The sequence below is a fragment of the uncultured Veillonella sp. genome (assembly GCF_963551295.1).
Lineage (GTDB): Bacteria > Bacillota > Negativicutes > Veillonellales > Veillonellaceae > Veillonella.
The window spans coordinates 47,027-73,224 of sequence record NZ_CAUVFT010000007.1 but is presented as its reverse complement, the minus strand read 5'-3'; the positions used below and the strand labels follow the sequence as shown (position 1 = coordinate 73,224).

The 26,198-nt window shown below is 39.0% G+C and carries 20 protein-coding genes; 3 read left to right on the top strand and 17 right to left on the bottom strand.

The genetic code is table 11. The annotated features are described in order from the left end of the window. Window positions 1-73 precede the first annotated feature (73 nt). From RYO55_RS03120 to RYO55_RS03105, 4 genes are all read right to left on the bottom strand, one after another. Entirely contained in the window at window positions 74-1,414 is a 1,341-nt protein-coding gene (locus tag RYO55_RS03120) for an anaerobic C4-dicarboxylate transporter (protein WP_314984133.1), read from the bottom strand. Window positions 1,415-1,601: 187 nt separating this feature from the next. After that, on the bottom strand, window positions 1,602-2,990 hold the full coding sequence (bioA, locus tag RYO55_RS03115) for an adenosylmethionine--8-amino-7-oxononanoate transaminase (RefSeq protein WP_314984132.1): 1,389 nt from the start codon (window positions 2,988-2,990) through the stop codon (window positions 1,602-1,604). 180 nt (window positions 2,991-3,170) lie between these two features. Then, a complete protein-coding gene (bioD, locus tag RYO55_RS03110; protein ID WP_308521498.1) occupies window positions 3,171-3,923 on the bottom strand; it encodes a dethiobiotin synthase in 753 nt (250 codons plus the stop codon). Between the two features lie 666 nt (window positions 3,924-4,589). Next, the gene (locus tag RYO55_RS03105; RefSeq protein WP_314984131.1) at window positions 4,590-5,135 is read right to left on the bottom strand and encodes a carbonic anhydrase; all 546 of its coding nucleotides are present in this window, start codon (window positions 5,133-5,135) and stop codon (window positions 4,590-4,592) included. A gap of 348 nt (window positions 5,136-5,483) precedes the next feature. Between RYO55_RS03105 and RYO55_RS03100 the strand changes: the two genes are divergently transcribed. Then, window positions 5,484-6,524, top strand: a complete 1,041-nt coding sequence (locus tag RYO55_RS03100; RefSeq protein ID WP_004697738.1) for a YeiH family protein — start codon at window positions 5,484-5,486, stop codon at window positions 6,522-6,524. A gap of 135 nt (window positions 6,525-6,659) precedes the next feature. Then, window positions 6,660-7,274 (top strand): LysE/ArgO family amino acid transporter, encoded by a 615-nt coding sequence (locus RYO55_RS03095; protein WP_295815956.1) that lies wholly within the window; start codon window positions 6,660-6,662, stop codon window positions 7,272-7,274. 140 nt (window positions 7,275-7,414) lie between these two features. Here RYO55_RS03095 and RYO55_RS03090 read toward each other — a convergent pair whose 3' ends face one another. The 10 genes from RYO55_RS03090 to RYO55_RS03045 all read right to left on the bottom strand — a co-directional run bounded on the left by RYO55_RS03090 (window position 7,415) and on the right by RYO55_RS03045 (window position 20,243). Further along, window positions 7,415-8,299 carry a LysR family transcriptional regulator gene (locus RYO55_RS03090; protein WP_314984128.1) on the bottom strand — a complete coding sequence of 295 codons (885 nt, stop codon included), beginning with the start codon at window positions 8,297-8,299 and terminating at the stop codon, window positions 7,415-7,417. Window positions 8,300-8,517: 218 nt separating this feature from the next. Further along, window positions 8,518-9,723 carry an MFS transporter gene (locus RYO55_RS03085; protein WP_270279233.1) on the bottom strand — a complete coding sequence of 402 codons (1,206 nt, stop codon included), beginning with the start codon at window positions 9,721-9,723 and terminating at the stop codon, window positions 8,518-8,520. A 291-nt stretch (window positions 9,724-10,014) separates the two neighbouring features. Next, window positions 10,015-10,620, bottom strand: a complete 606-nt coding sequence (locus RYO55_RS03080; RefSeq protein WP_004697749.1) for a hypothetical protein — start codon at window positions 10,618-10,620, stop codon at window positions 10,015-10,017. A 123-nt stretch (window positions 10,621-10,743) separates the two neighbouring features. Continuing rightward, window positions 10,744-12,015 (bottom strand): putative porin, encoded by a 1,272-nt coding sequence (locus RYO55_RS03075; protein ID WP_270279234.1) that lies wholly within the window; start codon window positions 12,013-12,015, stop codon window positions 10,744-10,746. A 252-nt stretch (window positions 12,016-12,267) separates the two neighbouring features. Then, window positions 12,268-12,870, bottom strand: a complete 603-nt coding sequence (locus RYO55_RS03070) for a hypothetical protein (RefSeq protein WP_270279235.1) — start codon at window positions 12,868-12,870, stop codon at window positions 12,268-12,270. A gap of 329 nt (window positions 12,871-13,199) precedes the next feature. Beyond that, window positions 13,200-13,871, bottom strand: coding sequence for a respiratory nitrate reductase subunit gamma (narI, locus tag RYO55_RS03065; RefSeq protein ID WP_120055684.1), 672 nt, complete (start codon window positions 13,869-13,871; stop codon window positions 13,200-13,202). Continuing rightward, window positions 13,868-14,392, bottom strand: coding sequence for a nitrate reductase molybdenum cofactor assembly chaperone (gene narJ, locus RYO55_RS03060; RefSeq protein ID WP_004697895.1), 525 nt, complete (start codon window positions 14,390-14,392; stop codon window positions 13,868-13,870). The genes narI and narJ overlap by 4 nt, the downstream gene beginning before the upstream one ends. Then, window positions 14,385-15,818: a nitrate reductase subunit beta gene (narH, locus tag RYO55_RS03055; protein ID WP_119562401.1), complete on the bottom strand. Its 1,434-nt coding sequence runs from the start codon at window positions 15,816-15,818 to the stop codon at window positions 14,385-14,387. Before narH ends, narJ begins: the two co-directional genes overlap by 8 nt. Beyond that, on the bottom strand, window positions 15,808-19,485 hold the full coding sequence (locus RYO55_RS03050; RefSeq protein ID WP_314984122.1) for a nitrate reductase subunit alpha: 3,678 nt from the start codon (window positions 19,483-19,485) through the stop codon (window positions 15,808-15,810). The genes narH and RYO55_RS03050 overlap by 11 nt, the downstream gene beginning before the upstream one ends. A gap of 71 nt (window positions 19,486-19,556) precedes the next feature. After that, on the bottom strand, window positions 19,557-20,243 hold the full coding sequence (locus RYO55_RS03045) for a Crp/Fnr family transcriptional regulator (protein ID WP_118091059.1): 687 nt from the start codon (window positions 20,241-20,243) through the stop codon (window positions 19,557-19,559). Between the two features lie 369 nt (window positions 20,244-20,612). Here RYO55_RS03045 and RYO55_RS03040 point away from each other — a divergent pair, with 369 nt between their 5' ends. Then, window positions 20,613-21,950 carry an MFS transporter gene (locus RYO55_RS03040; protein WP_311574196.1) on the top strand — a complete coding sequence of 446 codons (1,338 nt, stop codon included), beginning with the start codon at window positions 20,613-20,615 and terminating at the stop codon, window positions 21,948-21,950. 773 nt (window positions 21,951-22,723) lie between these two features. On the opposite strand, the gene hemQ is transcribed toward RYO55_RS03040, so the two are convergent. From hemQ to hemH, 3 genes are all read right to left on the bottom strand, one after another. Continuing rightward, complete coding sequence (hemQ, locus tag RYO55_RS03035; protein WP_314984119.1) at window positions 22,724-23,455, bottom strand: hydrogen peroxide-dependent heme synthase; 732 nt, start codon at window positions 23,453-23,455, stop codon at window positions 22,724-22,726. A 229-nt stretch (window positions 23,456-23,684) separates the two neighbouring features. Beyond that, a complete protein-coding gene (hemG, locus tag RYO55_RS03030; protein WP_314984118.1) occupies window positions 23,685-25,301 on the bottom strand; it encodes a protoporphyrinogen oxidase in 1,617 nt (538 codons plus the stop codon). After that, window positions 25,298-26,197, bottom strand: a complete 900-nt coding sequence (hemH, locus tag RYO55_RS03025) for a ferrochelatase (protein ID WP_314984116.1) — start codon at window positions 26,195-26,197, stop codon at window positions 25,298-25,300. The genes hemG and hemH overlap by 4 nt, the downstream gene beginning before the upstream one ends. Between the last annotated feature and the right edge of the window lies 1 nt (window position 26,198).

The window sequence follows — 26,198 nt, the reverse complement described above, 5'->3', positions numbered from 1 at the left end:
GGACGCAACTGATAGTTACGTCCTTTTTAGTTTTAAAATATATTTTGTATTAACCTTATTTAGCTTTCACCAATTACAGCATCAACGGAGCCACTACGAAACCGAGTGCTACAGAAATGGCGATGGCAAGTACGCCTGGAATGAAGAACGGATGGTTAAATACAAGCTTACCGATTCGCGTAGAGCCCGTATCGTCCATTTGTACAGCCCCCAAAAGTGTTGGATATGTAGGCAATACGAAGAGTGCAGATACAGCTGCGAAGGATGCGATAATAATATAAACCGATCCTGTGTTCTCTGGTGTAATACCGAGAGCTAGAATTACAGCTGGTACCAAAGCTTGTGTAGTTGCCGCTTGGCTATACAACAATGTACTTGCAAAGAAGAAGGCTACCGCCAATAGGAACGGATATGCTGTTACCATGCTAGAAGCGAGTGCTTTAATTTCAGGAATATGACCTTTTACAAAGGTATCGCCCAACCATGCTACACCTAGTACGCAAACACAAGCAGATAAGCCGGATTTGAATGTACTTGTATTAACAAGTTCTGCTGTATCAAGCTTACAGAAGAATGTTATAGCAGCCGCAATAATCATCATAAATCCGATGATAGCATCGTTTCGACCAAAGATAACTGGTTTAATAATACCAATATTTTTGGAAATTGCAGTTGCGTAGAATACGATACAAATGATACCAATCAAGAAAATCAGTACAGAAGTTTTCGCACCAGGTTTTAAATGGAAATCAGTGCTTTTTTCACGAGGTGGCGCCACGTGACCTGCTGCCAAACGTTCTTGATATACTGGATCAGAAGATAAATCATTATTCGTAAAGGTAGACATGATAAATGCCGTAATCATAACCCCTACGAATGTTGTGGAAATACAGATCGCAAGCAATGTAGGATAGTTAACACCATATGGTTCAAGGAACCCACTCATAGCAACTACTGCTGCCGATACAGGGCTCGCTGTGATACCAATTTGGCTTGCTACAACGGCTATAGATAATGGTACAGATGGCTTAATGTTTTCACTTTTCGCCACCTCTACGATTACTGGAATCATAGAGAATGCTGTATGACCAGTACCCGCTAAAATAGTTAAGAAATACGTAACAGTTGGTGCTAAGTAGTTGATATGCTTAGGATTTTTACGCAAAATACTTTCAGCAATGCGCACCAAATAATCAAGACCGCCGGCTAACTGTAAAGCACAGATGGCTGCGATAGCAGACATGATAATCAGAATTACATCCCATGGAATCTGTCCCGGAAACATCCCCATACCAAGGCTTAACAACACAACCCCAAGGCCGCCAGCGTAACCGATGCCCATGCCACCTAGGCGAACACCGAGGAAGATGGCACCAAATAAAATAATAACTTGCATAATTACATAAATGTCCATACGATGACCTCCTTTATACATATATAGTATCATAGATATGCTAAATAATCATCGAATTTTGGCAATGTATAGTCTATAGTTTAAAATATGACGAAATTTAAATATGCTATACAAAAAAACTACACCCCATTGCCTTAAACTACTAACAAAAGACAATAGGTGTAGCTTTCCAATAATTAATTTAGCATTATAAAATAATTGGGCGCATATCTTCAAGTATCCCCTCTTCCTCAGTTGCACGTTGGATACTTTCACCCACAATACGAACCATATCCTCTAATTGTTCCACAGTGGATGCCAATGGAGGCATGAGAATAACCACGTCACCGATAGGACGACAGATAAGTCCTTGCTCACGGGCGAGGATTGCCACCTTAGCGCCTACCGCATCATTCGGACGATACGCTTCGTGGGTGGACACATCTTTTTCAAGTTCAATGCCTACGATAAGGCCCCGTTGACGAACCTCTTTAACATGCTGCAAGGACTTAATAGGTTCTAGTGCCTTTGTGAAAGCTTCTACTTTAGCAGGCAATTGTTCAATTACCTTTTCATCACGGAATACTTTCAAAGAAGCCAATGCAACGGCACAAGCCAAGGCATTACCGGTATAGGAATGACCATGATAGAAGGTTTTCTTTTCTTCAAAAGTGCCGAGGAATGCATCGAATACGCGTTTTGTAGTCAAAGTCGCGGCCAACGGCATGTAACCGCCAGTAATCCCTTTAGACAAGGTCATGAAGTCTGGAGATACCCCTTCGTGTTCGCAGGCAAAGAATTTACCAGTCCGACCAAAGCCTGTAGCCACTTCGTCGACGATGAGGAATACATCATGTTGTTCTGTTAACTCACGAACACGTTTCAAATAGCCGTGAGGCATTACGAGCATGCCTGCTGCTGCTTGCACCAATGGTTCCATAACGAGAGCCGTGATTTCATCGCCTTCTTCGTTAAGGATGCGTTCCAATTCAGCCAAAGACTCTTCAAAGGCTTTATCTCGATCTGCCAAATCTCTATACACACCAGGGCTTGGCAATGTTAATGGTTTAAATAATAGATTATGGAATACTTGGTGAAATAATTGAATACCACCTACGGATACCGTGCCTAATGTATCCCCATGATAGCCTGCATTGAGGGCAATAAACTTAGTTTTCTTAGTTTGCCCCACTTGCTGACGATATTGATATGCCATTTTAATAGCCACTTCGATAGCTGTACTGCCATCATCGGACAAAAATACTTTATCGAGGCCTTTTGGAGCAAGCTCTACAAGTTCTTTACACAATTGTGCAGACGGAGGACTTACGAGACCTAATAATGTGCTATGTGCAATTTTATCGATTTGATCCTTCAATGCTTGGTTCAATACAGGATGGTTGTGACCATGAATATTAACCCACAACGAAGATACGCCATCGTAATACTTTTTACCGTTCTCATCGATGAGATATACCCCCTCACCGCGTTCAATTACCACTGGCTCTTGTGCTAGCCAATCTTGCATTTGTGTAAATGGATGCCATACAAACTCGTGGTCCCATTGTGCTGCTTGTGAAAGCTGTTTTTCTGCCATTTCGTCACCTCATACTTACTAAGTTTTACAAACTATAACTCTCTATGACTATAATTAATGTAAGTTAACTTACTATATAGTAAGTTATATAACTATACATATCTAACTACGCTAAATTGATGTATATAATTTATGCTAAGTTTCTACCACTAATAAATAACGAATTATCCGATCTAAGCTTTATAGCCCTAAGACGGTGTTCCATAATTCCTTAGAATCAATAAAAGAGCGAGCCCAACCAAGTTGAACCTTGTGAATATCCGGGCCTTGGTATGGCGGTACTACAGCTACTACGGGAACACCTGTGTAACGCTCCATATCTGCCACATTTGTTTTCAATAAAAACAGGTCTACAGCTGTCATATCATTTACGATAATGGCTTTTACCTCGATACCATGCAATTTAGCATATTCGCAAGTCAAAACGACACGATTAATAGAGCCAAGCCGACCATCTGCTACAATAATAGCTGGTAATTTGATATCTTTCATAAAATCCGTGAAAGTTTTATCTCCATAGAGAGGAGTCGTGATACCGCCAGCACCTTCTACAAAGGTTATGTCATAGCGACTCACTACATCTAATGTATGTTCTACAAGACCATCATAGTCAATCTCGATACCAGCCAATTCCGCTGCAAGGCGAGGAGAAAAATCACCGGCAATAGCATAAGGATTCACTTCATGACGACGAGATTCAGGAATACCTGCCGAGCGCATCAAATGTGTCGCATCTTTACTCTCAAGGCCGATATTATAATTATCCTCATCCATCGTCACACATTCAGGGAAAGGCACTGCACTAGAAGACACAGGTTTCACCATCCCAACAGCAAAGCCATCGTCTACAGCCATCGCTCCCAATAACCCGGTCACAAACGTCTTACCTACATCTGTATCTGTACCAATTATAGAAATACCTAACTGCTTCATACAAAGCTCCTCTCAAGCGAATACTTACTGCCGCATAGGTTAACTAATTTATGTGATTAAGTTTACAATCTAATTACAATATACAGCGAAAAGGAATATATAGTCAACCTATTATTACGCTTAAGGTTTACCATAATAGGACTATATGGGGCCCGAATACATTAGTGAGACCCTAGTTAAAAATCACAGAACCTAGCTCATCGCTCCAAAGCGAGCTAAGTCGCTCTTTACTAGGTTCTGTGATTTTTATGGCTGTACTTATGTAATAGTCCCATATAGTCCTACCATCAACCTTAAATGCGAAAATAATAGGTTGGCTATATAGAGAGCAAGAAAAGGGAATGGCTAAGCCATTCCCTTTCTTTGTTCACTCTTGATGCGGCGAAATTACGCTAACTCGTTAATAGACATTCAGATTTGATGGAACTAATTCATAGGTACAGTTGGAAAAAGAACGATAACTTTTTCGTCCCTTACTCATTTGATACAGTGAATTTTGTTTTATTGATTTATGAATAAACTCGATGGGACGAGTTCACAAATACAGTTATAAAAAGAGTGATGACTAACCGATTAGCGACTTAGCTCGCTTTGGAGCGTAGAGGTTAGTCATCACTCTTTTTTACCTAAATGTAGTTATCTAACGGGGCCCCATCGAGACCACCGCTAAATCTCAATATAACGAAATTCGCCTGTATCAGGATTCATCATACCTCCATAGAACCCCATTCCTTTTGGAAATAGTGGATGTTGGCGTAGGAAGTTAACTGTATAAATTACATTGTCTTCAGAAATATGAAATCTATCCATCCAATCGATAAGGCCTGGTTCGATCATGCGAATAGCATCTTCACTAATACCTTTCGCTTTCATAGATTCCATAAAAGTAGTAGCAGAAAAGTCGATCATACCGCAGTTTTCATGACCGATGATTAGCACATCTTCAATTTCCATACCATAGGTAGCAACGAGCAGACTTTGCACGATGTTATCGATAGGTTGTGTTACACTATTGCCTGCAGTTTTAATGACAATTATCTCTCCTCGATGAAAGCCTAGTGCTTCTTCTAGCATACCTACTAAGCGGGTATCCATACAGGTTACAATACCTAACTTTTTTGTAGGATGACTTGTTAATCCGGCCTTTGGTAACTCAGGATGATGTTTTACATAGTCTTTATTGGTTTCAATTATTTTTGCAATGTCAATCATAAGGGCCCTCACTTTATATACTCTATTTCCACCTGAAATAGATTCTATTCATTATATACACCTTATTCATCATAAAACAAGTTAAATTTATCACTTATAAATAATTATTACAGCCTATCCAAACCACACAAAGTTCATTACTCAAGTAATAATTCTATACTCATAATCAATATTTATCTTCACAGTCCTCAATACCTTTACATTCACAAGAAATGAATATTCTGTATATTTCTTATATATGTGGTAGATTTAAAAACCCTTCCTATGGTACTATTAACACTATAGAAAGCAAACGCCACATGATACCGCATATGACGTGAACTGTATGTACAGTAAGGAGGTTTTATAATGGGTATCAATCAAAAAACGTTGCCAGGCATTTTACTCTGTGCCATTCTCGCTATTCCTTGTTGGTTGCTAGGACAGCAATTTCATCTAGTAGGTAGTCCAATCTTTGCCATTATTTTAGGTATAATTATCGGTTCTATCTTCACATCATGGAAACGGGAAAAAACAGGTGCTGGCATTGGGTTTACATCAAAAAAGATTTTACAATGGGCCGTTATTTTGTTGGGCTTTGGTCTTAACATTACACAGATTCTACATGTAGGTTGGATTTCTTTACCTGTCATCATTTCTACCATCGCTACATCGTTAATCGTATCCTATGTTATTTATCGATTAACTCATATTGACTCTAACTCAGCAGTCCTCATCGGTGTTGGTTCATCCATTTGTGGTGGTTCTGCTATTGCTGCGGCGGCTCCAGTTATTAAAGCAGAAGATCATGATATTGCACAAGCAATCTCTGTTGTATTCTTTTTCAATGTAGTAGCCGCCTTTGTATTTCCTCAATTAGGTGACGCCATTGGACTCTCTAACATGGGCTTTGGATTGTTCGCTGGTACTGCAGTTAACGATACTTCTTCTGTAACAGCAACAGCTGCTGTATGGGATAGTATGAAAGGTACTGGCACACAAGTTCTGGAATATGCTACTATCGTAAAGCTAACACGTACCCTAGCTATCATTCCTATATGCTTAGGTCTTGCTAGTTATCAAGTATACAAAGCTAAGAAAAATGCCTCTCAAACAGATGGCGCAAATGTTAGTATTGCTAAAATTTTTCCAAGATTTGTTTTATACTTTGTACTTTGCTCCCTTGTCACAACAGCATTATCCTATGCTAATGTAGATATTCAATTCTTGAGTATCTTCAAAACAATTTCCAAATACTTTATTACAATGGCCATGGTAGCAATTGGCCTTAATACAAATATTGTAAAATTATTAAAATCCGGTGGCTCAGCCCTTGCCTTAGGAGCTTGTTGCTGGATTGCTATCTCCGCTGTAAGCCTTATGGCACAACATATGATAGGTTTATGGTAGAAAATATACAGATATTGTATATTATGTTATAATTATATATGAATAGAATAGTAAGGACCCCTCCAGTAATGGAGGGGTTTCGTGCTACTATTCACCTTATTAGTACTTTATCATACCATAGTCAGGAGGGTTAATATGTACTTCTTACAAGGACTTCTTGTCGGCCTCGCTACGTTTGCCCCTGTTGGCATGCAAAACCTCTTCATTATTAATACGGCCTTGGTGCAACCTGTTCGCCGTATTATATTGACGCTGATCATACTAGCGTTTTTTGACATGAGTTTAAGTGCTGCCGCCTTCTATGGTATTGGTACCGTTCTTGAAATGTGGCCACTCACAAAACTCATAGTTCTCATCTTTGGGGGACTCCTCATTGTATATATGGGTTTTAATATATTTAAAACTCAACCAGACATACGCAACGTAGACACGCATATTCCAATTAGGAAAATTATCGTCTCAGCCATCGCTGTATCATGGGGCAATCCACAAGCCATTCTAGATGCGACAATGATGCTCGGTGCTTTTCAGGCTAATATTCCAAAAGAAAGCATCTACCACTTCTTCTCTGGTTTCTTGGTAATGACACCTATTTGGTTTGGATCTCTAGCTACCACAATGCATCTTCTAGCTAAAAAAATTAAGATTACTCATATGGCATGGATTAACCGTTTCTGTGGTTCGGTTCTCGTCATTTACGGTATCAAGCTATGTATTGATGGCCTCATGATGTTAAAAGACTTTTTGTAAGGCTATACTCATAGATACAAAAAAAAATTTAAATTTCTAATACTATCATAACTATATAAGGAAAATACAAATAGACGATGTGCAGAAAAAGAAAAAAGTCGTTAGCAAATTGCTAACGGCTTTTTCATTTATAATCTCATTTATAATTTTTCAAGTACCTGCTGGAACATATCTCTGAGTGCTACAATATATGAATTATTTTGATTTCGTTGAGATATAAAGTAGTAGTGGCGTTCCATAGGTTTACCATGATTCATCAGTCCCTTACGTTCGATACCTGGCATAGGATCTGTTAAATATTTAAAACAATCTAATAGTAATAGCCCTTGCTGCCCTGCAACTAAGTATCGTGCTTCTTCTAACGTACGAGCATAAGCGAAGGCGCCATTATAACCTATGGCTTTGCGATAGTGTTCTTCTTCAGATAAGGTATATTTCCCACGACACAATAAAATAAGTGGTAAATCATCGATATCCTTTAGTTCTACACAGTCTTCATTAGTATATCCTTGTGGTACCTCAATAAATGTAGTGGCTTTATCAATTAAATGACTTTCAAAATCATCAGATAAAATTTGCCATTGATCATTAAATACTACATCTACACGACGATCACTGAGCATGCCATATAGCTCTTCATGACTGCCGCTGTACATACGAATATCTAAATTTTTATAACGCTTTGCCATGTGAATCACCGTTTGCTGCATAGCAATTCCACTGTAACGATTCAAATAACCAATGCGCAAACTCACACGTGCATCTGTACCGATACGCGTCGTTTCTACCTTAATATCATGAAACCGTTCTAATAGTTTTTTCCCAGATCGATATAAATATTGTCCTGCTGGTGTTAGATGAAAGCTTCGTTTTTCTCGAACCATTAGTTCAACACCAAGACTAGTTTCAAGAGCTTTAATTTGCTGAGATATAGCAGATTGAGATACATATTGCTCTGTTGCAGCTTGTGTAAAACTGTTGTTATCTACTACACACACAAAATACTCTAATTGTTTTAATAACATAACGATGCACTCTCATCTCTCTTGCAGATTAGACAGCTCAATATCTTTGAAACATTTCGCAACATACGGCCCCATATTGGAGTTTGCCATACGTAACTTTTACATATTATCTGTATATTATCTATATATTTTTTATATATTATCTATACATTATCTATATAATATCTATACATATTACTAATTATAGTTAACTATATCTAACTGTGAAAGCTACTCAGCTATAATGATTTACTTTCACTAGGAATAATTAAACTGCGATAAATAAATAGCGCCGCTACAAAGAATATAGCTGCCGTAGACCAAAATACAGCACCATACCCACAATTACGAGCAATCATGCCACTAAGGACAGGCCCCAATACATTTCCCATCATGGCTACACTAGACACCGCACCAAACACGATACCTCTGCGCTCAATAGGAACCGCCTTGGATATGAGCGTATTGGCAATCGGTGTAATAAAACCCATGAAGAATCCTGCAATGGCACGGAATATGCCAAGGCCCCATATACTAGGCATTATATATTGAAGTATAAACAAAGTCCCTACAGCCCATGTAGCAGTAAAAACAATACGAGGCATGGTTAAACGTTCTGTTATCTTACCAATGGAGATTGAAGCTAAAGCACTAAACAAACCGGCGCCAAAGATGATTATACCAACAATAGTGGCTACAAATTCATCATTCATATGCATATAGTGCTTAATGTATAGTGGTAAAATGGGACCAATACCAGTAATACCAAAATTACATAAGAACAATAGCCCTACCAAGAGGCGAACTCGAGGTATGACCAAAAAGGATTTAATTAGAGACAGCTGCGACTCTCTAGCATCTACCTTATGCTCAAACTGTAGATTAGGCATGAATAGATAAATTCCCAACATACAAAGCCCTGTTAAGGCTGAGAACATAACAAATGGTGCACGATAACCTAATAAGTCCGCCACCAAACCACCCATGAGTGGTCCAAAAACGAGGCCCATAACCATGGAGGCTTGATATAAGCCCATTGCCCAAGGTACCTTATTTTCAGGGGTTACGAGAATAATAATAGCCAATCCTATTGGAACATATCCCCCTACCACACCTTGCAATATACGTAACATTAATAACTGCCATGGTGTTTGTGTAAAAGCACAGGCACCAACAGTCACCATCAGGGTAAACAAGATGAACATCATTACCTTACGCGGACCAAGCTGATTAGCCTTACGCGACCAATAGGGTGCACTCAGTGCCACCATACAAGGCGTTACACCTGATACAAGGCCTGCCCACATGGCGGCTTCTCCTGGATCATGAAGACCTAGCTCAGCTAAAAATAACGGAAGAAAGGATAATACACCAATAATTGTTATACCCCCACCAACCTGTATAGTACAGATTAGGTATATAATTCGTTTCCAAGAAGAATCCATAATATCCTTCTTTCTTATTTGAAATTACCTATAAAGGTAGTAATATACATATCGATATGAGCTAAAGAATACTATAATACAAAAGAAATGTTTATAGAACAGATTTTTATTCTTACCTCAAAAGAATGCAACAGCATATATTTACATAAATCCATAGAATATATACTTATAATTCTATTGTATCGCAAACAACCTAAAAAGACCATCGCTTATACCCATAAGGATCAGCGATGGTCTTTTTTATCGTGTGATTCTCCTACTTTTACCAAAGAAAGAGATGCCTACGATATATTATTTTTGTTTGAACATCCAATAAATATAGTAAATAACAAGCGCATAAGTCACTACGTCAAATACAGGTAAGAATGGCACCATTTTAGATAAACGTCCAAATCCATGAACATGGATATTTGCCGCAATAATAGCAACAAGATTCAAGCGATGAATCCAGATTGCTTTTTTACGAGATACAGATTTTGCCATATTCCCTACCCAAGGTGTTAAGTATAATACCGCAAAGATAAGAGCAATAAACATAGCCACAAGGGAGATATAACCACCCCAGAAGCCTAAGAAGGATTTCAAAGCTTTCAAGAAGTATACATACCAGTGTGCACATACGAGAACCACACTAACAATACCTACGATGCGATGAATTTCAAACATTTCTTTTGGATTGTATCGTTTGATAAACCATTTTGGTTTTGTTGCAATGTATGTTAATACAAGCCATGCCACATAAGGAATAAGGCCTAAGTGAACCTTCCAATTGCCGAATGGTCTACCACCTGTTACATAACCATATTCCACCATCCCCATAAATATTAAGGATAAAACTGCAATCCAAATTAAAATATGGTATTTACTCTTAAACTGTTTTTTTACAACTTCTGCCATAATAAACCTCTCTATGTCTTATATATACAATCTACAAGTATACATCTAGTTTGGCCTAATGTAGCATGCTAATAAAACACTCTCACCCTATAGCATTCTACTTAGAACTAATTACTGATTAAATTAGAATTTAAAGTTAAGATCCGCACGATAGTAATCATTTACGCGATTACCCTCTTGTGTTTTAGCATTGAAACCGTAGTATGCATTAATACCGATATTTTTCTCTGGTGCGTAGGATGCACCTAATTGCCATGCTTTATAGCCTTCATACCGTGTTTTCTTTAATAAATCATTAGATTCATATTTTTGTGTTTTAAATACAGGTGCATTCTTAGCTTGATCAAAATAATCTAATCGGATAGCCCAAGAGTTCTTCTTATTAATTTTATAGTCACCCCATTTAACGCCAACGTTCCAAATATCGGAATCACTCAAGCCAGATGCTTTTACCCACTCGCCATCAATACCGAATTTACCAATATTATACTTAGCATTAAATCCATATACATTATCGAATTCGTTATTTTTCTTGCCATTACCCATACGTACATTCGTTGTACCTACATGAGCAAACATACCACCAAAACCAAAGCGATCATTAACAGCTACATTAGCATTGATAAGACCTACATCACCATTATCAGCTTTACTAGTCTTAGCAAAACGACCTGCTGTCATGTAACCATAAGCGCCATTTAATGTCACTTTTTTACCAAGTTTAGCTGTAGCGCCTACACCATCAAAGTTAGAGCTATAAATCAAGCCACCACCAAATTTTTGAGTATAGCGACCCGCATCGACCACAACATTTTTACCGAATTTGTGCTCTACATATGCTAAATCCCAATTAGCTTGTGCCTCTTTAGAGCTATCACCTAGTTCAATAGAGCCTGTTGTAATACGTGCTTTAACAGATGTATTTTTATTAACCTTTGCATCAAGACCTAAACGTACACGAGCTGTGATTTTATCTTCGTAATCATAACCATCGATACCCTCTTTACCGATATAGTTGATACGAGCATCACCAGTAACTTTGACATTGCCTACTTGATCTTCCAATTTAGCTACACGCACACCGAGTGTATTCAATTCATTGGAAAACTCATCAGCTAAGCGATTCAACATAGCTTGTTGTTCTGCATTAGCACGGTCTTGATTAGCCATGCCTTTCGCAATCATTTGGGCCATTTCATAACGAGTAATGTTATTTTGACCTTTGAAAGTACCATCTGGATAACCATTGATAATACCGGCTGTAGCTAATTGATCTACAGCTTGGTAAGCCCAGCTATCGGACGGAACATCGGAAAATGGGTTAACAGCAAAGGCTGTAGCCACACCCATCATGGCTGCTACTGCAAAAGCACTAGTCATTTTACGTTTAATCATGATAAACCTCACACAATAAAATAAGAAAGAATAAAATGAGTAGACAATGAATATATGAAGTTCATTATCATTATCACATGTAACATAAAGATAATAACAACTTTCATTAATTGAGTAAAGAGAAAATGTATATCAATCTCACAATTATATATACCTTTGACTAATAATATGCCCTATTTAATTTCCTAAATAATAAAAATATAACGAAAAAATCCCTTCTGTTTAACACAGAAGGGATTTGCATGTATCTTATTATCTCTTTTTAAACATCAAGTAGATACAGTAGATAACAAGGCCGTACGTGATAATATCAAATACTTGTAAGAATGGTACCATTTTGGAAATGCGATTAAAACCATGAATATGGATATCTGCAGCAACTAATGCTACAAGATTTAAGCGATGAAGCCAAATGCCCACATTACGACCAGAAGGTGTAACTTTTCTAAGTTTTGGAGTTAAGAACGCAAGGCCAGAAATTGTGCCAATACCAAAGGAAGTAAGTGCCACATAGCCACCCCACCAACCGAGGATGGATTTAGCTGCTTTACCAAAATAGAGATATAAATGAAACCCAATAACAGCTACAGATGCAATACCTAGTGCACGGTGAATCTTGAACATTTCACCCAAATTATAACGGCTTGTAAACCATTTAGGTCTAGTTGCCAAATAAGTCATAACAATCCAGGCACACCAAGGTACAAGACCTGTGTATACTTTATAGTTACCAAAAGCACGCCCACTTTCAATGTAGCCCCATTCCAATAAACCGATCATAATTAATGCAAAGATCGTAATCCATATAAAGATATGGTAAATACTCTTATACTGTTTTGTTTCCACTTGATTCATTGTAAACCTCTCTAAAATAATACCTATAATATCTAATTTACTTAATATATTTTATCATTTAAATCGAAATCTGTAGATTACTTATATTAGATAGGTAGTATTTATTATAAGAATAATTCTAAATTAGAATACTATTCGACTTTAATTATAATACTATATACAGCACCCCCATATATTATCATTAGTATTTTGATTTAGCTTAGAACAAAAAAATAACATGCTCAAACAAAAAGCCCCTTGTACTAGTCAGCATAAGCTTTCACCAATACAAGGGGCTAAGGATTAATTTGTCATATTATAAAGAGCATGCAAATCAATCATTATCCTAATTATTTTTCATCTCGTTTACGATATACAATGAACGGACGTGTTAAGTAGTTGAGTGGAACACTCAAGCAGTGTACCAAACGGCTGAATGGGAAGATAATAGCAACCACCATCCATGCCAACATGTGGAATTTAAACATGAATGGCACGCCTTCCATCAAGGATGGATCAGGCATAAAGGATAGTAAGCTACGGAACCATGGGCCGATGGATACACGGTAGTCAAAAAAGCCAGATGCATTAAGCAATGTACCAGCCATACCACTAAAGATAGCTAATGTTAAGAATAAATATAACCATTTATCAAGGCCAGATGTATTTACTTTCATAGCAGGTACAGTAAAGCGACGTTTCATCAAGAGCAAGAAACCAACGATGAAGATGATACCCGCTACAGCACCCATATATAATGCACCTTCATGGTACATATGATCATTGATACCCAAAGCTGCAGTCCAAGCTTTAGGTACTAATACACCTACTACGTGACCGCCGATAACGCATAGCAAACCAAAGTGGAACAATGGATTGGCAATACGTAATTGTTTTTTCTCTAAAAATTCACTTGATTTTGTAGTCCAGTTTCTTTCAAAGTAGAAGAAACGAACAAGTGTGCCTACGATTAAGAAGGTAAACGCAATATATGGCAAAGCGCCCCATAAAAATAGATTCATCGTGCACCGTCCTCCAATCCATTTGCAACCGACAATATGATATCAAATAAGAATGCATAGGTCAGTTTTGCTTCGATCAATCGATCCCTAATATATTCTAGCTTTGGTTTACAATAATCATACACTTCACGAGCCTTTTCAGGTTCGATAACAGCGCATAACTCTAGAATAGCTGGAATATAGTCAGGCATCTCCTTTGGTAAATCATAGCCATTTTCTAGGAAGAAGGCTTTATATTTAACGAGTTCCTCTGCTTGTTCCCCTGTACCTTGCAATTCATAAGTTGATAAGTACATCGTTGTATTACGACTGAAGTCAAAGATACGTACGTATTGGTCTTCAAAGGCCTTACGATCCGTTTCTTCAATGTAATCAAAGAACTCTAACAATCCTTGACGAAGCTGAGGATGCTCAACAGAGCGAGTATCCTCTTTCCATTCACCAAGTTCATTGTACCAAGATTCATCTGGATACCGAAGCAAAAAAGAAGCAATGAGAGCTATTTTTTGTGCATCATCCATTATGGCAACCCCCTGTCGGGCATGCAAAGCCACGATTGTGTTGCATTTCTAAGCGACCTTCACGAGATACGTTAACATCAGATGGGATAACAAAACGATCATTATATTTAGACAATGCTAACAATTTGTACATAGCATACATTTGCTCTTCTGTAAGATCTACTTCGTGAGCGATTGCTTCATCACCTGTCTCACGGCGGCGCATGTATTCACGCATATCGAGAATACGTTGTAATACACGAGCTAAAATATCTGTATTACCAGCAGTAAACATATTAGCCAAGTATTGTACAGGCACGCGCATTTCATGTGCATCTGGCAAGTATACATCAGATGTTACACGTTGTAAGATTGGGCTGAGCGGTGGCACATACCAAACCATTGGTAATGTGCGATACTCTGGATGCAACGGCAACGCAACGCCCCATTCTTTTACAAGCTTGTAAACAGGAGATTTTTTAGCTGCTTTCAAGAATGCTTCAGAGATACCCGCTTCACGAGCGGCTTTAATAACCTCTGGATCATTAGGATCCAAAATTAAATCTACTGTATTTTGGTAAATTTCTTGTTCATCCTTAGTAGATGCCATTTCTTGAACTTTATCCATATCGTATAAAACTACACCAACATAGCGCATACGACCTACGCATGTTTCAGCGCAAATTTGAGGCAAGCCATTTTCCAAACGAGGATAACAGAATACGCATTTTTCAGCTTTGTTTGTTTCCCAGTTATAGAAGATTTTTTTGTATGGACAAGATGGAACGCAATGTCTCCAACCGCGGCATACATCTTGGGAAACAAGTACAACACCATCTTCATCACGCTTGTAGATAGCACCGGATGGGCATGCTGCTACACATGCAGGATTCAAACAGTGGTTACAAAGACGTGGTAAATAACGCATGAATACTTCTTCGTAGTCAAATACGATATCATCACCCATCTTAGCCAAGTTCACATCTTCCCGTGCATGATGACCACCAGCCAAATCATCATCCCAGTTAGGGCCCCATGTTACTTCCATTTTTTGCTTTGTTAACAAAGAACGAGGACGTGCTACAGGTTGATTATTTTTACGACCGGTATGAATCAATGTTTCATAATCGTATGTCCAAGGTTCAAAGTAATCCGTAATTTCTGGTTGTTCTGGATGATAGAACAACTTCATCAATCGAGAGCCTTTAGAGCCTGTGGAAAGCGCCAAATTACCGCTTTTATCGAGAGTCCAGCCTCCCTTCCATTTCTCTTGGTTTTCCCAATTACGTGGGTAACCTACGCCAGGGCGGGTTTCCACGTTATTAAAGTACATATATTCCGCGCCTTCGCGGTTCGTCCATGTATTTTTACAAGTAATAGAGCATGTATGACAGCCTAAACACTTGTCCAAATTTAGGACCATGGATACTTGAGCTTTAATCTTCAAGCCAATCCACCTCCTTCAATTTACGAGCCACAATTGTCATATCACGTTGGTTACCAGTTGGGCCATAGTAGTTAAAGCCATAGCTCAATTGACCATAACCGCCGATCATGTGTGTCGGCTTCATGTGAATATGTGTTGGCGCATTGTGTGTACCACCGCGACGATCTTTCTTAACTTGCGTACCAGGAACGTTGATGTGACGGTCTTGGGAGTGATGCATATAAGAAATGCCACGAGGAATACGTGGAGATACAACTGCACGAGCTGCAACTACACCATTTTTATTGAAAGCTTCTACCCAGTCATTATCTTTAACACCAATTTCTGCTGCATCATCTTCGTTAAGCCAAATTGTTTGGCCTCCGCGGAATAATGTTAACATTTGTTGGCTATCAAAATACATACTATGTGTAGACCACTTATTATGTGGTGTTAAGTATTTCAATGTAATTTCTGGGATACCTTCTTGTTTATAATCACCTTGTACTGGTTTATATGATAATACAGGTTTATACAATGCCATAGCTTCGCCATAGTCGCGCATCATTTCATGATCACAATAGAACGATTGACGACCTGTTACAGTACGGAATGGTACCTTATCTTCTGTAGATGTTGTAAATGGAGAATAACGACGGTTTTTATCGTTCTTACCAGTACTTGTTACAGAGCTAATGATAAAGCGTGGTTGACGAACCATGTCATCGAAGGTAATTTTTTCTTGTTCACGACCTTTTGCATTCTTTTCAAGCCCAGAAAGACCTGTTTTATCTTCCATAGCTTTCCAAGAACGAACGGCTAATTTACCATTTGTACAAGAGGATAATGTTAATACAACATTACAAGCTTCCTTACATTCGTAGATGCTTGGACGACCATGAGAAATAAAGTCTGGATTATCAATCGTACCATTTTGAGCATACAATGTTTGATATTCATCAGATACATCCCAAGCCAAACCGTGCGCACCCATTTTATTTTCAATATTAGGTCCCAATGCAATGTATTTTTCAAAGATTTGACTATAATCCCGTTTTACATGAACAAGGTTCGGCATTGTTTTACCAGGAATTGGTTCACATTCGCCTTTACTCCAATCAAGAACTTTACCTTCTGGTTGCGCTACTTCGCCTGGACTATCATGGCCAAGTGGGGTAGCTACAATATCTTCATATTCTGTAAAGCCAGATTCTTTTGCTACGCGAGATACTGTTTCTGCAAGGGTGCGGAATGTATCCCAGTCGGATTTAGTTTCCCATGCGCAATCAACAGCTGCTTGGAATACATGTACATATGGATGCATGTCCGTAGAAGACAAGTCTTCTTTTTCATACCATGTAGCTGCGGGGAACACGATATCAGAATATAAACCTGTAGACGCCATACGGAAGTCGATATCAATTAAGAGATCAAGCTTACCCGCACCATCTGCTTCACGCCATTTAATTTCTTCTGGGCGTGTAGGAGCATCATCATCTTCCAATACGGCATTTTTTGTGCCTAATAAATGTTTCAAGAAGTATTCGTGGCCTTTAGAAGAAGAACCGATAAGGTTCGCACGCCATACAAACAAGTTACGTGGATGGTTTTCTTTAGCTGCTGGATCCTCTACACAGAATTGTAAATCTTTATTTTTCAAGGCTTGTGCCACATATTGGTTGATTTCCGCTTCTGTACTAGCACCGGCTGCACGAGCATCATTTATCAATTCTTGGCTACCTTTATTGAAAGTAGGATAGGATGGCAACCAACCTAAACGAGCTGCTAAGACGTTGTAATCCCCAGGATGACGATAGCGAGGTTTAGCCAATTTAGATACGCGGTCTGCCAAGTCGATGCAGTCAGAACGATATTGTTCTGTAGCAAAGTAGAACCAAGATGTACCATTTTGCAAACGAGGAGCCTTACTCCAGTCATTGGCAGTCATGATACCACCCCAACCTTCAACAGGACGAAGCTTTTCTTGACCTACGTAGTGGGCCCAACCACCGCCGTTAACGCCTTCTGTACCACAGAACATGATAAGGTTCAAAATAGTACGGTAAATAACATCGGCATGGTACCAGTGGTTGATACCACCGCCCATGATAATCATGGAACGACCTTTCGTTTTTTCCGCATTATCTGCAAATTCACGTGCTGTAGCAATAGCAATGTCCGCTTTTACGCCAGTGATTTTTTCTTGCCATGTAGGTGTATAAGGTGTGTCGTCAGTGTAAGCTGTCGCTACCTCACCACCGATACCGCGGTCAATACCGTAGTTAGCAAGAATGAGATCGTATACAGTAGTCACTTTCACAGGACCATCAACAGTTTGTACTGTAATAGTTGGAATAGCGCGTTCAATAATACCTTCGTGTTCTTCATCACCAAAGTACGGTAACTTAACAACAGTCACGTCTTCACGTTGATCAAATACGGACAAGCGAGGATCAATTTTAGCTCCTGTATCACGATTTTCAAGTCGTAAATTCCATTTTTGTGGGTTCGTGTGACGTTCACCCATTGTACCATTAGGTACAACGATTTCATTTGTTAATTCATCAATCAATACCATTTGGAAGTCAGCGCCTTCCTCTTGGCGACCTAAGTCCTTAGCATTCAAGAAACGGCCTGGTTGTACTGTGCCGTTGATATCTTCAACGCGTACAAGGAATGGCATATCTGTGAACTCTTTTGCATACTCTTTGAAGTATGGAGTTTCTTTGTCGATGTAATATTCTTTTAGGATAACGTGACCCATTGCCATTGCAAGAGCCGCATCGGTACCAGCTTTTACATTGAGCCATGCATCGGAAGAAGTTGTAGATTCCGCATAGTCAGGAGACACGGATACTACTTTAGTACCTTTATAACGAACCTCTGTCAAAAAGTGAGCATCTGGCGTACGGGTCAACGGTACGTTAGAACCCCACGTCATGATGTAACCAGCATTATACCAGTCACCAGATTCAGGTGTATCAGTTTGTTCACCCCAAACTTGAGGGCTGGAAGGTGGCAAATCGGCATACCAGTCATAGAAGGACAATGGTGTGCCACCCATCAAGTTAAGGAAACGAGCCCCTGCTGCATAGGACAACATGGACATCGCAGGAATTACAGAGAAGCCTGCGTTGCGGTCAGGGCCATATGTTTTTGCTGTATATAGTAAGGATGCTGCAGTAATTTCTGTTGCTTCATCCCATGTGGAGCGCACAAAGCCACCCATACCACGGGCTGACTTATATTTTTTCGCTTTTTCAGGATCTTCTACGATAGATTTCCAAGCTTCGATTGGATTCTTAGCATTCTTCTTCGCTTCTCTCCAAAGCTCAGCCAATTCGCCACGTACATAAGGATATTTTACGCGCAAAGGGCTATAAAGATACCAAGAGAATGTTGCACCACGAGGGCACCCACGTGGTTCATAATCTGGCATATCATCTGGTGTTTCAGGGTAGTCAATTGCTTGATTTTCCCAGGCTACAACACCGTTTTTAACATAAATATTCCAGCTACAAGAACCAGTACAGTTTACGCCATGCGTTGTGCGGACAACTTTATCGTAAGACCAACGGTCACGATAATAATTTTCCCATTCACGACCTCCATCTTCTATGATTTGATGGCCGTTTGGAGATACTTCCTTCTTGCGAAGAAACTTAAACTTTTGAGACAACAAGCTCATCTCGTGTCCTCCTTCAAAACTACAAAAAAATCCCTTGTGCTAGATGTGCTAACACAAGGGAGAAAATCCTGTTATTCGATATTACTAATATTAGGGTCAATACCATCAACCTCTAAATCAAGTAATCCGATTAAAGCGTCAAAATCACAGATTACTAGATGGTGTTTGTCATAGGCTACATAGCCTAACTTACGTAACTCACTTAACATGCGATTTAAACTTTCTCTTGATGTGGCAGCAAACTCAGCCAATTCTTGATTTGTTAGGGCAATATCAATAAAGATACCATCCTCGCGCTTTACACCATAACTATTGGCTAAGCGCAACAAGGTAGAATAGAATGCTCCCTTCTTGCCGTAAAGTAGCAAGTCCCGGTATTTTGCCTGTTGACGACGCATATGTAAAGTGTAGATTTTCATCATTGCAATAGCCAATGAATGGTCTTTTGCAATAGCCCCTTCCAACACATCATAGCGTATACAATAAACAGAGCAATCCTCCCGAGCAATGGCGTTGAACACATATGTTCTAGTGTTCTCCTCATACAACGGAACCTCACCAATTACATTATTCGGCCCTACTAAACGCAACGCAAAAATGTGTCCGCTAGCTTCGAACTTCTTAATGCTCATTCTACCTTTTACTACTACGTAAAAGTATTCTGCCTTGTCCCCCTCACGGAAGAGAAAATCACCTTTTTTAAGATGTAGTTCCTCACCCGGCAAAGCAAGCAATTGGTTAATTAAATTTTGATCCATACCATTATCACTCCACAGTACTTTTATAACAAAATCCATTAGTTATACTAATCTATTTATAGTAAAAGCACGTATACTATATACTTTTTCGTATATATATGATTATTATAACTTATTAATTTCAGAATATGTGTGTTTTACATCACATTCACAAAAAAAATTACACTATATAATATATCTGTGATGTAAGACATTGAAAAATATTAATGCTACAATAATTATAACGCAATTTTGTAAGTAAATCGAATGCTTTCTATGGAAATTCTTTAGATTTTACTATTAATATATACTATATATATATATAGTATATATAATCTTATATATTTTCTTGTCTACGTGTATAGTTGTTACAGTAAGGAGAAGTTCAAAATGAACGAACTAAAAATGCCTCAAGTAGGTGCAAGCCGCAGCGAAATCGTGGCTAATTGGCAACCGGAGAATCCGGAATTTTGGGAAAAGTTTGGCAAAAAAATTGCTAAACAAAACCTCGTTATATCCACTATTGCCTTAACACTTTCATTCTGTGTTTGGTACTTATGGGCAACCATTGCGGCTCAGCTAAATAGCGCTGGATTTAACTTTACTACTGATCAATTATTTACATTGGCTGCCTTACCAGGCCTAGTAGGTGCCACATTGCGATTTGTATACACATACATGCCAGCACTGTTAGGCGGTAAAAACTGGACATTTATTTCCACAATTATCTTATTAGTTCCTGTTGTGTGGCTCGGCTTTGCTGTACAAGATACAACAACTTCTTATGCGACATTTATGATTTTAACAGCCCTTATCGGTTTAGCAGGTGCCAACTTCTCATCCTCTATGGCATACATTGGTAACTTCTTCCCTAAATCTGAAAAAGGCACAGCTCTTGGTATCAACGGTGGCGTTGGTAATCTTGGTATTTCTGTAATCTACTTCCTAGCTCCATTTGCTATGGGATCTGCGGCTTTAGGTAGTGTATTTGGTGTAACGCCAACAATTATTAAGGGCAACGCAGTATATCTAGCTAATGCAGCTTTCATGTGGGTTGTACCTCTTGTTGTTATCCTTGCATTGATGACTCGCTTCATGGATAACCTACCTCTAGAAAAACCAAATCCTAAAAACCTCGTACAAATCTTTGGTAACAAGCACACATGGGCACTAACATTGCTCTATACATGTTCTTTCGGTGCATTCTCTGGTTACGCAGCAGCACTTGGTCTATTAGTAGGCAAAGAATTCCCTGAAATTCCATTTGCTTCTATCGCATTTGTAGGTCCACTCGTAGCAGGTGCCCTTCGTCCTGTGGGTGGTTGGTTAGCAGATAAAATCAATAGTGGTACAAAAGTTACCTTTATCAGTCTTATCGGCTTATGTGCATCCACCGCATTAATTGCAGTTGGTGTAGATATGCACAACTTCCCATTCTTCTTTGCAATGTCCGTATTAACATTTGTATGCTGTGGTTTTGCTACCGGTGCAACATTCCGTATGATTCCACACGTATTTGGCAATCCATTGCTCTCCTCTTTAATTACAGGTTTCGTAGCCGCTGTAGCTGCATATGGTGCCTTCATTACACCTAAAATCTTCGGCTTTGTATATTCCATGTTCGGCAATATTCACCCAGCCTTTGCTGTATTACTTGCGTTCAACCTTGTAACAGTAGCGGTGTGCTACTGGTTCTATGTGCGTAAAAGCGCAAACATGAACGTATAAGATGTAACAAAAACTATAATTTACAACCAAATAAGGTAATAAAAGACTCCCTCAACAATCCTCCATGCGAATTAGTTCTGCGGCCATAGGCCTTGAACACGCAAGTCGGATTTTATGAGGGAGTTCTTTTATTAAAAACTAGATGTGTATTAGCATTTTAGCAAAATGTAAATTATAGTTTCTATTATCTAAGTGGGAAGGAAGAACCTCGTAAGTCGGATCGATGCGGGGTTCTCTTTTATAAAAATATAGTCATGAATAAGATAATCAAATATAGTGAATTATATTTTACACAGTACAGTGCGTATACAAAATTTTCTGTTCAAAATTATACCCTTCATTTTAAGGGAAGAAAAATGGACTGCTAAGCAGTCCATTCATTTTAATTTGACGATATATATCTTTATCTCTATAATATAAATAGATAGTCAGACGAGTAGGAACGTCAGGCGCATCTCAAAAACAAAACATATAGGAAATGGCCTTTCTGTTTAGCTAATTACGCATGGTAACGGAGGGCTATTTGCTTTTTGTGAGGCAAATAAGCGCTATAAGTGCACCAAAGGAAACGACTAATGTCAATATTCCAATGATAACTGTAATAAGTTCAAAGTCACTCATTAGCTCACCCCCTTCTATAACGAAGAGAGACTCAACCTCGCTGACTACCTCAAGAACATTATAATCTGAACAAACATACGATACAATAAGCAGTTATTTATCTATATATATGAATTAAATAATAAAAGAGCCTGCTAAAGCAGGCTCTTTTATTATCCAAAGATTTCTTCTAGTAGTGCGTCGTCGATGATGGTACCAACGTAGAAGTCGCTGAAAATGCCGTATTTTGCACTGGCTTCTTCGAAGCGCATATCGTATACAATTTTTTTGAATTGGATGTCGTCGTTACTAAAGATAGTAATACCCCATTCCCAGTCGTCTAGGCCACAGCCACCAGTAGTGAATTCAGATAATACATCCAAGTATGTTTTACCAAGTTCACCGTGAGCTTTCATCAAAGCACCGCGCTCTTGCGGTGGTAGCATGAACCAGTTATCTGCACCTTCACGTTTTTTAGTCATGTTGTAGAAGCAGATGTATTTATCGCGAGGTACATGAGGGTAAAGTTTTTGGTTAACTTCTTCTGTATCAAGTTTAGCCTTAACATAGGTGCTTACTTCTGTTACAGAAGTATAAGAATAAGTTTGCACCAACACGCTCGCAATAGCTAGACGACGGAATTTACGTTCTACTTGAGCCAAGTATTCAAGGGATGGACCGAGAATCCATAGGATTAAATCCCCTTTTGCTCCATTACAATCATAGAATGCATAGCTACCTTCTTTAGCTTGATGTTTAGCTTCAAGGTCGACTAAGAATGCTTTTAATTCATTGCGCGCTGCTGCTTTTTCATCCTCTGTGAAGCAGTTCCATGCGCTGAAATCCATGGCAAATACCATGTGTTGGCTATGCCAACCTTCTACTGTAGGGATTGCTTTTCCCATTATGATCACTCCTATCTATGGTGATTATATCAAAATAATAATGTATATCTATAATTACGGAAATCAAAAGACTCCACTTACTATTATAGCATATAGAGTCTTTTCAATTTAGTTTCTATTGAGATTTTTTATTAGTATATTCTTTAGTTAAGACTAAATTACTGCTTTTAGGCTGAGATAATCCTATGTCGCTTAATACTATACTAGCTCTTTTAAGCAAGTCACTATTTTACTTGTCATTCACAAGTTTTTCTACGAGTTCTTTTGCTTGTTTTACACCGTCAGGGATCCCGATTCCATCAAAAGGTGTACCGATGAGATGTAGATTTGGATACTGCTCGGCTACATGTTCACGTACGACTTTAATACCTACACGATGGCCTACATTATATTGAGGCATACAGTGAATGAGGCGATTGATGCGCACCCACTCTGGCTTGGCAGAAAAATTCATAATATGCTGAATTTCTTTGACTGCCAATTCTGAAAGTTCCTCTTCACTGAGTCTTTCCACTACATCATTACCTGGCTTACCAATAAAGACGCGCAAAACCACCTTATCATCAGGGGTAGTTTGAGGCCATTTTTGATTAAGAATGGTACACGCTGTAAGAGGTGTATCCGTATTACGGGTAATAAGCAGACCCGATCCTTTTAAATCACCATCAAAGGTACTTTTATCAAAGGCCATAATAGCAATGGCGCAACTAGACTGCTCCATGGATCGCAAGAAATCAAAACCCGCATCATCCTTGAACCATTGAGTATATGTTGCCGGCGGTGTAGTGATAATCACATGGTCTGCCGTAGATTGACAGCCACAAGAATCATTACACGACTTCACTACATCAATTGCATATACACCATCAATATATCGAATATCAGAAACTAGTGCACCTGTATGCAAATGTACATTACTAGGCATAGCCTCAACGATAGCGGTAATCACGCTTTCAAGGCCGCCTGTCAATTGACGGAACATACCAGATTGAGCAGCAGTACCCTTTCGACTTTCCATATCCGCTTGCGCCTTAACAGACTGATGATTAGAACTAGTCTTTGTCACATGGCTAGAGCCGTTTACACTATTACTAGCAGCACTATCTTGACTAGTCTTAGCTTCGTGACTTTCAAATTGACGGTCCGTCATGGTTCCTTTACCAGCTCGAGGCACATCACCTTCAGTAACAGCCCCTTTGGCGGCCTTAGAGACACCTGCTTTGGAGTGACTCATCTTAGCAGCCATCATACCTTTTACCATGTTCCCATACTTTTGTTCTACTTGAATAAAATGAGGGAATGTCGACAATAGACTAATTTTATAAATATCGCCACCATAGATACCCGCTAATAGGGGCTCGATGAGTTTATCCATCATTTCTTGTCCTAAGTGGTATTTGAAAAAATGACCAATGGATACATCCCCATTTTTATCGAGTTGGTATGGTTTCTTAAAATAATCTAGGCCAGCACGCAATTTACCAGGCCATGAAATGAGTGTTGCTTTCACAAAGGGCATCATTTCCGTAGGAATGCCCATGATGGAACCGCCTGGAATTGGGTGGATAGAGCCCTTATCATATACAAAGGCTTGACCTGTTTCATTAGACACAAGGGTATCCCCTAGCCCAAGATCATACACGAGATCTGTCATTTCTGTTTTACGACCCAAATAGGAGTCAGGACCGAGTTCCACTACGAAGTCATCCACACGTTGCGTTTGTATTTTCCCACCAAATCGTGGTGCTTGTTCGTAAAGAGTAATGGTCCATTCCGGCTTTGCATGACCTAGATAATAAGCCGCTGTTAGCCCTGTCAAGCCACCGCCCACAATTGTTACGTTCACGAATGAATCCTTTCTATTATTGCACTCGCCATTGCTTGTAAAAATGTTTCATTACAATTTGGCATGGGTGTACGCATATATGTTGCGCCCTTTGCTTCAACGAGTTCTTTACACTCCACATCATTATCGTACAGTACCTCAACGTGATTGCTTACAAATCCAAATGGTACAAAAGCAATGCAAGTAGCACCAGTTTGTAAAGCTTCATTGATTGCATCCTCTACAATAGGGCCCAACCATTGGCCATGAGGAGCCGCACTTTGCCATGCCACAGTCCAGTTCGGTAATTTACAATGTTCAGCAATCTCTTTAGCACTTTCCTCTAAAGCTAACGCATACGAATCTCCGCCATGATTATTGATAAGAGGTATACTGTGCGCACTAAAAATAACGAATACATCTTTAGCATTATGCACACACTTTGAAAGTGCTTTTACCCAGTATTCATTGAAAGTTGGTTGGTCCCACCAGGAACGAATAAAGTCGAATGTCACATTATCATAATTTGAAATAGCTGCTTGTACTTGTTTTTCATAAGCCCCTGTACCGAGAGCGGTAAAGAATGGAGCTGTTACAATAGCGATAATATGCTCCACTCCATGCTGGACTAAAGAGTCAACCGCATTTGCAATGGATGGTTTCATATGTAAAAAACCAATAGCGGAAGGCATAATTGGCAACAGAGTAAGCAAGGTTTTATATTGGCACTCTGCCATAGTTTGGAGTTCAACATTTTCCCATTGACCGATTGTATCATAACGCTTAGTGAGATTTGTAAGCTCTGCTTCCGTTGGTACACGGCCACGACGAATACTCGTCATATAGGGTACTAAATCATCCTTACTTGAAGGGCTACCATAAGACAGGAATAATAATCCTTTTTTTTCTACGTTCACT

Coding starts and splice junctions, on each gene's coding strand:
- RYO55_RS03120 (WP_314984133.1), bottom strand. CDS start 1,414: ATGGACATTTATGTAATTATGCAAGTTATTATTTTATTTGGTGCCATC.
- bioA (WP_314984132.1), bottom strand. CDS start 2,990: ATGGCAGAAAAACAGCTTTCACAAGCAGCACAATGGGACCACGAGTTT.
- bioD (WP_308521498.1), bottom strand. CDS start 3,923: ATGAAGCAGTTAGGTATTTCTATAATTGGTACAGATACAGATGTAGGT.
- RYO55_RS03105 (WP_314984131.1), bottom strand. CDS start 5,135: ATGATTGACATTGCAAAAATAATTGAAACCAATAAAGACTATGTAAAA.
- RYO55_RS03100 (WP_004697738.1), top strand. CDS start 5,484: ATGGGTATCAATCAAAAAACGTTGCCAGGCATTTTACTCTGTGCCATT.
- RYO55_RS03095 (WP_295815956.1), top strand. CDS start 6,660: ATGTACTTCTTACAAGGACTTCTTGTCGGCCTCGCTACGTTTGCCCCT.
- RYO55_RS03090 (WP_314984128.1), bottom strand. CDS start 8,299: ATGTTATTAAAACAATTAGAGTATTTTGTGTGTGTAGTAGATAACAAC.
- RYO55_RS03085 (WP_270279233.1), bottom strand. CDS start 9,723: ATGGATTCTTCTTGGAAACGAATTATATACCTAATCTGTACTATACAG.
- RYO55_RS03080 (WP_004697749.1), bottom strand. CDS start 10,620: ATGGCAGAAGTTGTAAAAAAACAGTTTAAGAGTAAATACCATATTTTA.
- RYO55_RS03075 (WP_270279234.1), bottom strand. CDS start 12,015: ATGATTAAACGTAAAATGACTAGTGCTTTTGCAGTAGCAGCCATGATG.
- RYO55_RS03070 (WP_270279235.1), bottom strand. CDS start 12,870: ATGAATCAAGTGGAAACAAAACAGTATAAGAGTATTTACCATATCTTT.
- narI (WP_120055684.1), bottom strand. CDS start 13,871: ATGAATCTATTTTTATGGGGCGCTTTGCCATATATTGCGTTTACCTTC.
- narJ (WP_004697895.1), bottom strand. CDS start 14,392: ATGGATGATGCACAAAAAATAGCTCTCATTGCTTCTTTTTTGCTTCGG.
- RYO55_RS03050 (WP_314984122.1), bottom strand. CDS start 19,485: ATGAGCTTGTTGTCTCAAAAGTTTAAGTTTCTTCGCAAGAAGGAAGTA.
- RYO55_RS03045 (WP_118091059.1), bottom strand. CDS start 20,243: ATGGATCAAAATTTAATTAACCAATTGCTTGCTTTGCCGGGTGAGGAA.
- RYO55_RS03040 (WP_311574196.1), top strand. CDS start 20,613: ATGAACGAACTAAAAATGCCTCAAGTAGGTGCAAGCCGCAGCGAAATC.
- hemQ (WP_314984119.1), bottom strand. CDS start 23,455: ATGGGAAAAGCAATCCCTACAGTAGAAGGTTGGCATAGCCAACACATG.